Origin of the sequence: Desulforamulus aeronauticus DSM 10349 (assembly GCF_900142375.1) — a bacterium.
In the GTDB taxonomy this organism is placed as follows: Bacteria; Bacillota; Desulfotomaculia; order Desulfotomaculales; family Desulfotomaculaceae; genus Desulfotomaculum; species Desulfotomaculum aeronauticum.
In genome coordinates, this window is sequence record NZ_FRAR01000006.1 from 208773 (window position 1) to 218437 (window position 9665).

Below are 9665 nucleotides of genomic sequence, written 5' to 3' on the forward strand. Positions count from 1 at the left end.
TTCAACCCCGTTCTATTCTTATTGTGACTTAGCCCAGGAAAAAATGCTTTTCTCTTTATACTCTCTCCTGGTTTCATTGGCAATGTCTATGTTATTAGGTACAAAAAGAAAAATATTTTGACCCACCTTTTCCATATTACCGCTTAAAGCAAAGGTTGTCCCACTGACAAAATCAACAATGCGCCGGGCTTGCTCAGCACCGGCCTTTTCCAAGTTTACCACCACTGCCCGACGGTTTTTCAGGTTATCGGCAATATTTTGGGCCTCATCAAAGGAAGCAGGCTCACAGACCACCACTCGAAACTGCCGTCCGGTATGCAGACTTACCACGGGAGCGTTTTTACGCGTGGTTTGTGGTTGTACTTCATTCCTTTCGAATTCCTTTTCCTCCTTTGATTCCTCCACATCATCAAAACCCATCATGGCGAGCATCTTATCAAACATCCCTATGGCCATAAGTATCCCTCCTTATTTCCGGCTGCCAAAGATTGCTGTACCAATTCTTATCATGGTGGAGCCCTCCTCTAGGGCGACTGCAAAATCATTGCTCATCCCCATCGAAAGCTGTTCCATCCTTACACCGGGGATTTCCCTTAGGCCGTAGGAGATATTTCTTAACTGTTTGAACACCGGCCTTACTTCCTCTGGATTCTCTACATAGGGTGCAATGGTCATTAGCCCCTGAATAGAGATACCCGGTAAAGTTGCTGCTTCGCTAATAAACTCTCTCACTTCCGGTACCGCGAGACCAAATTTGGTTTCTTCGCCTGCCACATTTACCTGCACCAAAGTTGGTATGACAATCCCTGCTTCCCTAGCCCGTCGGTCCAGTTCCAGCGCCAGAGACCAACGATCCAGTGAATGAACCATGACAACCTTACCCACAATGTATTTAACTTTATTGGTCTGTAGATGTCCTATCAGATGCCAGTGGGCTCCCTCTACTAAAGGATGCTTGTCCGTCAGTTCTTGTACCCGGTTCTCACCTAAATCAACCAAGCCAGCAGCAACAGCTTCTCTGGCTTTATCTGCAGTCATATTCTTGCTAACCGCGATAAGCTTAATGTCGTTTAGATTTCTGCCGGATTTCTCAGCACTTCTGGCAATTTGTTCTTTGATCAAAGTAATATTTTGACTTATGCTCAAGTTTTCTCCCGCCTTATTGTATCCTGTCTCCCTCCCGTGCGTACTCAGGGTTTAAAATATAGCGTATGCCGGGTTGAAGATCTTGTCCAGTTATCTGTACTTTTCCTGCCATGCGGTTGGTAATCTCTACGGGAACCCAACGGATCAAACCCTTCCAGAGGATATATAAACCTGGGCTATTATCCTTAGACACCAGGGATGCTTCATCCACCAGTAGGCCCTCCAATTCACCGATTACCAACTGAAAATCAATTTTACGCTGATGCATAATTTCATCGGGATAATTTTTCAATATTAATAGCATTCCCGGCTGCTCATTAGAAATCAGCTTATCTACTTTGGCCTCTAACAGATGCTGTTGCCAGTGCACCTTAACACCGGAATCTTTTTTAGCCTCAATTTTACTAAGTTGTTCCTTGGTGACATGGCCATAGACGTAGATCGGTGCTAGATTATCAATAACTTTAGCCACTACTTGTCCCTTTTCCACCACAGTAGGGGGAACACCATTACTATTTATTTTATCCAAAGATGGGATTTGTACAATGTCAATATTGCCAGGAATGAGAATATTTTCAAAACCATCCACATGAGTACATAGCATACCACTGGTAGTTGACTTTACTGTATAGGTTTTGGCACCGGAAGCCGACTCCAAATCGGAAGCACTCAGTATACCAAGCTGAGTACCGGCTTTAACCCTTTCCCCGTCAGATACAGTAAATTTCATACTCCCCTTTAAGGGTAAGGATATCGGGTATTCCTGCTTAATTAAAACTCCCTGTATAGAAAATTCCTGTCTCACAACACTTGACTGCAAATCTTGAATTTCTAGCAGTTGATGAAAAATTAGGGTTTTGATGCCAAGCACCAGATACCACAATGAACACAGCAAGACTGTGGCAAATAGGAGGCCAAAAAATAACAACCGACCTTTTTTGACAACCCGTTTTTTCCTGGGTCTCCTTTGTCTTTCCTCATATGAAAAATTTTCTGTCATGACCACACCTGCCTTGTATTACCATAAAAGGCTTCGACAGGTAGTAGATGAATTCCTTTGTAAAAAAAACGCCCTTTAGGGCGTTTTTAAACTTTCGCACATTTTCTTCTCGTTTAGTTTAGTTCTTTCCATTCTCCGGTTGCTTGAAAAATCACCGCTTCCCCAATATTTGTGGCATGGTCGGCAATGCGCTCCAGGAATCTGGCCACAAACAATAAATAGGTTGCCTGACCAATGGTATCAGGATCTCTTTTCATAAAGGAAACCAAGTGTTTGTAAGTTTGGTGGTAAATATGATCCACCTCATCGTCTGCCTCACACATTTCTCTGGCTTTATCAGGATCGTTATGCACATAGGCATCCAACCCATCCCTAACCATTTGTTGGGCCAGTTTGGCCATGGCTGTAATACTCACCAGTGGTTTAATCAGTTTCTCCTCTACCAGGCACATGGTAACCCTGGCAATATCCACCGAGTGGTCTGCCATCCTCTCTAAACTTATAATAATGCGGATACCTGTGATTAAAATACGTAAATCCTTCGCCATCGGCTGCTGGGTGGCAATAATTTTGATGATTTTATCTTCAATTTGAAAACGCTGCTCATCTACCAGATCATCCCCCTCGATGACTTCACCTGCTAAGATGGGGTCCTGGGTAGCCAAGGATTTAACTGCATTATAAATCAATTTTTCCACTACACTGGCCATTCGCAGAACATCCTGCTGCAAATCCGCCAGCGCTTTATCAAAGGATTGCCGGGTGGACAAAGTTGAAACCCCCTTACTGTCATCAAGAGTCTTTAACCAAAGCGACCGGTAATATAATCTTCCGTACGTTTATCCCTAGGACCGGTAAAGATTAACTCAGTGTCGCCAAACTCAACCAACTCACCGCTTAAGAAAAAGGCTGTGGTATCAGAAACCCGTGCGGCCTGCTGCATGTTATGAGTGACAATCACAATGGTATATTTACTCTTTAGTTCCCGAATTAATTCTTCTACTTTTAAGGTAGAAATGGGGTCTAAGGCGGAAGTTGGCTCATCCATCAGTAAAATTTCCGGTTCTACCGCCAACAACCTGGCAATGCAAAGTCGCTGCTGCTGACCACCGGATAGTCCCAAGGCCGGCTTGTGGAGGCGATCCTTAACCTCTTCCCAGAGAGCTGCGGCTTGCAAGCTGCTTTCCACTATTTGGTCTAATAAGCGTCGATTCCTTTGACCATGGATTTTGGGCCCGTAAGCAATATTTTCATAAATCGTCATGGGGAAGGGATTGGGACGTTGGAATACCATCCCCACCTTTTTCCGCAGGGCCACTACATCCACTGACGATTGGTAAATATCTTCCCCATCCAGCAAAATCTGTCCCTCTACCCGCACACCCTCAATTAAGTCATTCATTCTATTTAAAGTACGTAAAAAGGTGGACTTACCACATCCCGAAGGTCCGATCAGTGCAGTCACATGCCTTTCTTCAATGTCTAAGTTTATCTTGTTCAATGCCTGCATTTCCCGGTAATATAGGTTTAAACCTTTTGCTGTGATTTTATAAGCCACCGTGTTACCCCCTATATGAACAAACCCATCATTTCGCATTGCCTCAAGTGTAACAACATCATGTTATCCCTTTGTTGTCATAATGTTAAAATCCTGTTAATAAACAGACTGCTGTTACCTAGGTCTTTCAACCAACGGTTAGTTCCACTTTCAGAGAGTATAAAGATTCTATTGACGAAAGTATAAGAAAAACTACGGCTTCTGCCTGCGTCAAAGACTTGGCGCAAGCCAAGTCTTTCTAATCTAAAGGCAAGGTAAAATAAAAGGTACTTCCTTCCTGGCTGCTGGTTGCTTTTATTTTCCCCCCATGAGCTTCCACAATATGCTTGGAAATGGACAAACCAAGGCCAGTTCCCCCCATTTCGCGACTTCTGGCCTTATCCACTCGATAGAACCGCTCAAAGACCCTTGGTAGACTCTCCTCCGAAATGCCAATACCCGTGTCAGAGACAGTCACTGTGATTGACTGCTGATTAAACGTCACTTCAACGTTAACTTTCCCACCTGTTAGGGTATATTTAATGGCGTTATCCACCAAGTTGACGATCACCTGTGATAGAAAACCGAAATCCCCCGGTACCGGTGGCAAATCGCTGGGAATGACTTCGGTCAATTCGATATTTTTATCCTGGGCCAAGCCTTCAAACATCTTGATGGTGTTATGGATAATATCAGCTAAATCAACCGGCTGCTTGTGTAGGATGGTGCGCCGATCTTCCAAACGGGAGAGCTTTAACAAATCATCGATTAAATTAGCCAATCGCTTGCCTTCTGTATGAATGATCTCTAAAAAGTTTTTCGCAACGTGGGGTTGTTCCATAGCACCATCCAACAGAGTTTCCACAAACCCGTTAATGGAGGTTAAAGGTGTCCGCAGTTCGTGGGAAACGTTCGCCGCAAACTCTGTTCTCATTTGCTCTAATTTTCTTCTTTCTGTTACATCTGTAAGAAGACCCACTACGCCCATTTTCTTATGCTGAGCACCCTTCAAAGGGGATATTTGTACCCTAAATAACCGGGGTTCCGGGGTAAGTACTTGCAACTCGTTATTTAACACCGGCTGCATGTCCTGCAAGGCACGGATAAAAAGCTGCTCTAGTTCGTGATTGCGGATTACTTTAATTAACTCAGTACCAATCCAACATTCTTCCTTAATATCAAAAATGCTCTCCACCACCGGGTTAATTAAAATAACCCTCCCATTTTTATCCAGAGCAATCACACCATCGGCCATGCTGTTTAAAATAGCTCTGGCACGGTTGCGTTCCTCTGTAATCAGAAAGAGGTTTTTGCGCAATTGCCGTGCCATGTAGTTAATACTCCAGGCCAGTTCGTCCAACTCGTGTTCACCCTGCACCCGGATTTCCGTATCTAATACCCCCCCGGCCATCTCCTGAGCCGCTGAGGTAATTTGTTCCACCGGAGTAATTAAACGCCTGGCTGTCAGCCAAGCCAAAAAGACTGTAGCCCAAAAAGAACCCAACAGTACCGTTAAAAGATTTACCAAACCCCATCGATGAAAAAGGGTCAGCAGAATAAAGATGCCAAACAGTAATACATAACTACCAATGGCACGCTGACGAATGCTCGTGAGCATTTGATTCTTAGACCTCCTTAAAGCGGTAACCAACACCTCGCACCGTATCAATCAGCTGTGGTGCCTCAGGAATCTGCTCTAATTTCTGGCGTATGTGTCTGATATGTACGTCCACGGTTCTGGAATCGCCGGAAAAATCATACCCCCAGATTTGCTCTAAGAGAAAATCCCTGGTAAATACTTTGCCCGGATTGCTGGCCAAATAACGCAGCAATTCAAATTCCTTCGGGGTAAGATCTTGTTTGATGCCATTGTAGGACACCACAAAACGATCCGGATCAATAATCAATTTACCAATAATGACTCTCCCCGGTTCTTCGGAAACCTGATGATCTACCGTTTGGCGTCGCAGCCGAGCCTTCACTCTGGCAATAAGTTCCCTGGGACTAAAGGGCTTCGTAATGTAATCATCTGCACCCATCTCCAGCCCCAGTACTTTATCCAACTCTTCTCCCCGGGCACTAAGCATGATAATGGGTATGGTACGGGTAGTATGATCCTGCTGTAATGACCGACATACCGCAAAGCCATCCTGTCCGGGAAGCATTACATCCAGCACAATAATATCCGGTGTCTCTTTTCTGGCTATTTCCAAAGCCATGTTGCCATCAGCAGCCTGCAGTACCTGAAAACCCTCTTTTTCCAGATTAAATCTCACCAGTTCGCGAATGGGTTGTTCATCGTCCACAATGAGAATCTTGGGCATCTTCTAGCCTCCCTTTATCATGATGAGAGATGCCATCCGTCCGGTTTTTCCCCGATCTGCCCGGTAAGAAAATAACTCCTTATGACGGCAGGACGTACAAAGGCTTGCCACCGTAATATGGTTCCCCGACACACCGGCAGCCAGTAAAATTTTACGGTTGGTTTCCCATAAATTTAACAGCCAGCGATCGGTACCGGCTGGAGTAAGCAACTCTTGCCAGTAGGAAAATTTCTTTGCTAAGGCTTGCTGTACAGGTACGTCCACTTGGTAACAGCAAGGCCCAATAGAGGGACCTATGGCTGCCAAAATATCGGCTGGATTAGAGCCGTATACTTCACTCATGCGAGCTACCGTCTTGCCGGCAATTCCTTGGACAGTGCCCCGCCAACCTGCGTGGGCCAAACCCACGCAGGTTTTTACCGGGTCATACAGGAGTATCGGCACACAGTCGGCATAATAACTGGATAGAGGAACCTCGGGAACATTGGTGATGAGGGCATCGGTATCGCTCAGAGCGGTAGCATAGTCTAATGCACCCCGTCCCCTGTCTTCGGCTGTTACCACTGCTACCTCACTACCATGCACTTGTACACCAGCCACCAAGTCCTCTGCTTTCACACCCAGGGCTTCACAAACCAGCTTACGGTTCATTCTCACCTTTTCCGGATCATCCCCCACATGGAAAGCCATATTGAGGCCATCATAGGGAACTGAACTGACCCCACCCAAACGAGTGGTAAAACCATGGGTGATTTTACCCGTTTGTTGAAAGGAAGCAAACTGAATATATTGCAGTGGTCCTCTACGCTCCATCGTGATACCGTGCACCCGAGTCCCCCCTCTTTAGCTTACATTGGATTGTGTTTTTTCTTCGGGCAGCACCTGGTTCATCTGAGCCTCTAGCTCAGCCAACTGCCGCAGCAGTACAGAATACTTGGTAGGCGACAACTCCCCTTGTAGCATGCCCTGCATTCTCTTTTGAATATTACCCCAAGTTTCCAGAAGAACTTCCGGTACAGCTTGCTGGACCTTAGCCAATTCAATCTTCTCCAACCAGTAAGGCACACTAGCCTCTATACCCTCTGCTTTAATCAAGCTTTCCAGGTTGGCAGCAGCCTTTGCTTCCCCGTGTACCACAAAGACCTTCTTCAATTTATTACTAAACTGTTTGACCCAATTGAGGAGAGCCGTTTGATCCGCGTGGGCAGAATAACCATCAATGCGGCGAATTTCTGCCTTGACCACCACTTCCTCCCCGTGTATGCGGACAGTCTTTTCACCGGAAAGAATGCGGCGACCCAGGGTGCCTTCAGCTTGGTAGCCTACGAACAGGATAGTAGAATCCGAGCGCCATAGGTTATGACGCAGATGGTGCTTAATGCGTCCTGCATCACACATCCCGCTGGCAGAGATAATAATGGCCCGGCCATTCATAAAGTTCAGTTCTCTGGATGCTTCCATTGTTAATGTAGTTCTGATGTTGGACATTTCCAGTGGGTTGCAGCCTTTGGAGATTAATTCCTTGGTCTCTTCATCGTAGAGGTTGCAATTCTTTTTGAAAATCTCGGTGGCATTGATAGCCATGGGACTGTCGATATAAATGGGCATTTCCGGAATGGCCTTTTTCATCTTCAGCACATTGATGCTGTAGAGAACATCCTGGGTACGCCCGGCGGCAAAGGCAGGAATAATTAATTTACCGCCTTTGTTATAGGTATCTACAATGGCCTGCTGCAAAAGCTCCAGCTTATTGTCCAAATCCTGATGTTCACGGTTACCGTAGGTGGATTCCATAATGACATAGTCGGCTTCGGCAATCACGGAAGGATCCTTAAGATAAGGCTGGCCGGTGTTGCCAATATCGCCGGAGAAAACCAGCTTGGTTTCTTGGCCATTTTCCCTCACCCACATTTCAACCATGGAGGAACCTAAAATATGCCCGGCATCCCGGAAACAAACTCGTACATCGGAACCAACAGATACTGTTGTATCGTAATCTACCCGTTCAAAAAACTTCAATGCATAGGCACCATCATCCGCGGTGTAAATAGGCTCAATTAACTTGCGACCCTGACGGCGATATTTGCGGTTTTTCCGTTCAACCTCCATCTCCTGGATATGACCGCAATCGGGCAATAGTATTTCACACAAATCTACGGTGGCAGAGGTGGTGATGACTTTTCCTTTAAAGCCTTGTTTAATAAATTTCGGTAACAACCCACTGTGATCAATATGGGCATGGGTTAGTACCACGAAGTCCACACTGCCCGGACTGATGGGAAAATTTCGGTAGTTGCGCTCTTTAATTTCCTTGGAACCTTGAAATAAACCACAGTCCACCATAACTCTGGTGGAACCTGTATCAACTAAAAAACAAGAACCCGTTACCGTTTCTGCAGCTCCTAAAAATTGAATGTACAAACGAAAACCTCCCTTCAATCGATACTAACTATTTCTTGCAATTATGACTAATACCTTCATTTCGGGCAAGAATCTTTCTAAATTAGACAATAACCTCTGTCTGCGTGGTGACAGTAGCAGCTTGCTAGAGCATAAAAAAAACACCTGCCAGAAACAGGATGCCTTATGCCAATCATATTAATTTTATATAATCCTGTGTACCGTGGAAAAAACGCATAATACTGACTGTTTGGGATGCTTCATTAACTTTGTACACAAGCACGTAATTTTTAATTAACGCTTTACGGTAGCCTTCTTTTCCCAGTCGTTTATCTTGACATTGTCCATACATCAGCGGATTTCTTTTTAGAAAACCAAAACATGCAGTCATTTCATCAAGAAAATCCCCGGCTGCCTTTGGATTAGCCAATTGTATGGCGATGTACGAAACAATATTGTCCAAATCTTGATATGCAAGCTCTGAAACAATCAATTTATACATTATATTTATCTCGTATACTTTTTAAAGCCACTTCAGCATCAAATGTTTTCCCTTCCACTATCTGCTCCTCGGCTGCAATAAGTTTGCTATAAACATCAAGCATAAACATTTTTTCTTCGTATACTTTCATGCTCATGATTACCATATCACCATAACCATTCTTTGTAATAAAAATAGGTTCGTTGGAGACATGACACATTTGAGATATTTCACTGGTGTTTTTTAAATCACGAATTGGAATAATTTGAGGCACAACTCCCCCCCCTTTATGGGTTTATTGTACCATAATTATGTCCCTCAATCAAGAAAAACACCCGAAATGATTGTCAAGGGAACGGCAGACTGTTACAAAACCATCTACAAATTACTTGGCGAGACAGCCTGGGGGGTGTCAAGGGGACGGTTCGAGATCACTGAAAAAATACCCTATTTCAAGCAGTCTTGAGTAAATATTTCAAGTAATTTCCCATAAAGAACAGTTTTACTTCCATAACACAATATTTTTTATCAAAACAAGAGGATACCAGGCTGGCTATCCTCTTTAAATTTACCGCTAATACCGTTAATTTTGCTTGCATTTGCATACTTTTTAGACCATAGCCACGGGCTCGGTCTAAACCATGAAATCTTTTTATTTCTCCGTTTTTTCCTTCATGACAGGCTCTTTTTTTGTACGCTAACTTGAATTCTTCTGTCTTCTCTCGTTTACTATATCCATAAAATTCTGGGGTATTGACGCTCACTTCAAGTATTTTT

The 9665-nt window shown here is 44.4% G+C and carries 11 protein-coding genes and 1 pseudogene; all 12 read right to left on the bottom strand.

All coding sequences use genetic code 11. The features are described 5' to 3' along the window. Nucleotides 1-18: 18 nt before the first annotated feature. Complete coding sequence (locus tag BUA78_RS03380) at nucleotides 19-456, bottom strand: cell division protein SepF (protein ID WP_072910967.1); 438 nt, start codon at nucleotides 454-456, stop codon at nucleotides 19-21. 12 nt (nucleotides 457-468) lie between these two features. Then, complete coding sequence (locus BUA78_RS03385; RefSeq protein ID WP_072910969.1) at nucleotides 469-1146, bottom strand: YggS family pyridoxal phosphate-dependent enzyme; 678 nt, start codon at nucleotides 1144-1146, stop codon at nucleotides 469-471. 13 nt (nucleotides 1147-1159) lie between these two features. Then, complete coding sequence (locus BUA78_RS03390) at nucleotides 1160-2146, bottom strand: biotin/lipoyl attachment domain-containing protein (RefSeq protein ID WP_072910970.1); 987 nt, start codon at nucleotides 2144-2146, stop codon at nucleotides 1160-1162. Between the two features lie 113 nt (nucleotides 2147-2259). Then, nucleotides 2260-2916, bottom strand: coding sequence for a phosphate signaling complex protein PhoU (phoU, locus tag BUA78_RS03395; protein ID WP_072910972.1), 657 nt, complete (start codon nucleotides 2914-2916; stop codon nucleotides 2260-2262). Between the two features lie 32 nt (nucleotides 2917-2948). Further along, entirely contained in the window at nucleotides 2949-3704 is a 756-nt protein-coding gene (gene pstB, locus BUA78_RS03400) for a phosphate ABC transporter ATP-binding protein PstB (RefSeq protein ID WP_274377367.1), read from the bottom strand. A 238-nt stretch (nucleotides 3705-3942) separates the two neighbouring features. Then, a complete protein-coding gene (pnpS, locus tag BUA78_RS03405) occupies nucleotides 3943-5301 on the bottom strand; it encodes a two-component system histidine kinase PnpS (protein ID WP_072910975.1) in 1359 nt (452 codons plus the stop codon). Nucleotides 5302-5308: 7 nt separating this feature from the next. Beyond that, entirely contained in the window at nucleotides 5309-6007 is a 699-nt protein-coding gene (locus BUA78_RS03410; protein WP_072910976.1) for a response regulator transcription factor, read from the bottom strand. A 3-nt stretch (nucleotides 6008-6010) separates the two neighbouring features. Continuing rightward, a complete protein-coding gene (gene pgeF / locus BUA78_RS03415) occupies nucleotides 6011-6835 on the bottom strand; it encodes a peptidoglycan editing factor PgeF (RefSeq protein ID WP_072910978.1) in 825 nt (274 codons plus the stop codon). Nucleotides 6836-6850: 15 nt separating this feature from the next. Further along, on the bottom strand, nucleotides 6851-8428 hold the full coding sequence (locus BUA78_RS03420) for an MBL fold metallo-hydrolase RNA specificity domain-containing protein (RefSeq protein WP_072910979.1): 1578 nt from the start codon (nucleotides 8426-8428) through the stop codon (nucleotides 6851-6853). A gap of 172 nt (nucleotides 8429-8600) precedes the next feature. Then, complete coding sequence (locus BUA78_RS03425) at nucleotides 8601-8909, bottom strand: type II toxin-antitoxin system RelE/ParE family toxin (protein ID WP_072910981.1); 309 nt, start codon at nucleotides 8907-8909, stop codon at nucleotides 8601-8603. Then, nucleotides 8902-9162: a type II toxin-antitoxin system Phd/YefM family antitoxin gene (locus BUA78_RS03430; RefSeq protein WP_072910982.1), complete on the bottom strand. Its 261-nt coding sequence runs from the start codon at nucleotides 9160-9162 to the stop codon at nucleotides 8902-8904. The genes BUA78_RS03425 and BUA78_RS03430 overlap by 8 nt, the downstream gene beginning before the upstream one ends. Before the next feature lie 262 nt (nucleotides 9163-9424). Next, nucleotides 9425-9665 (bottom strand): annotated as a pseudogene (locus tag BUA78_RS03435) (transposase); the annotation flags it as partial.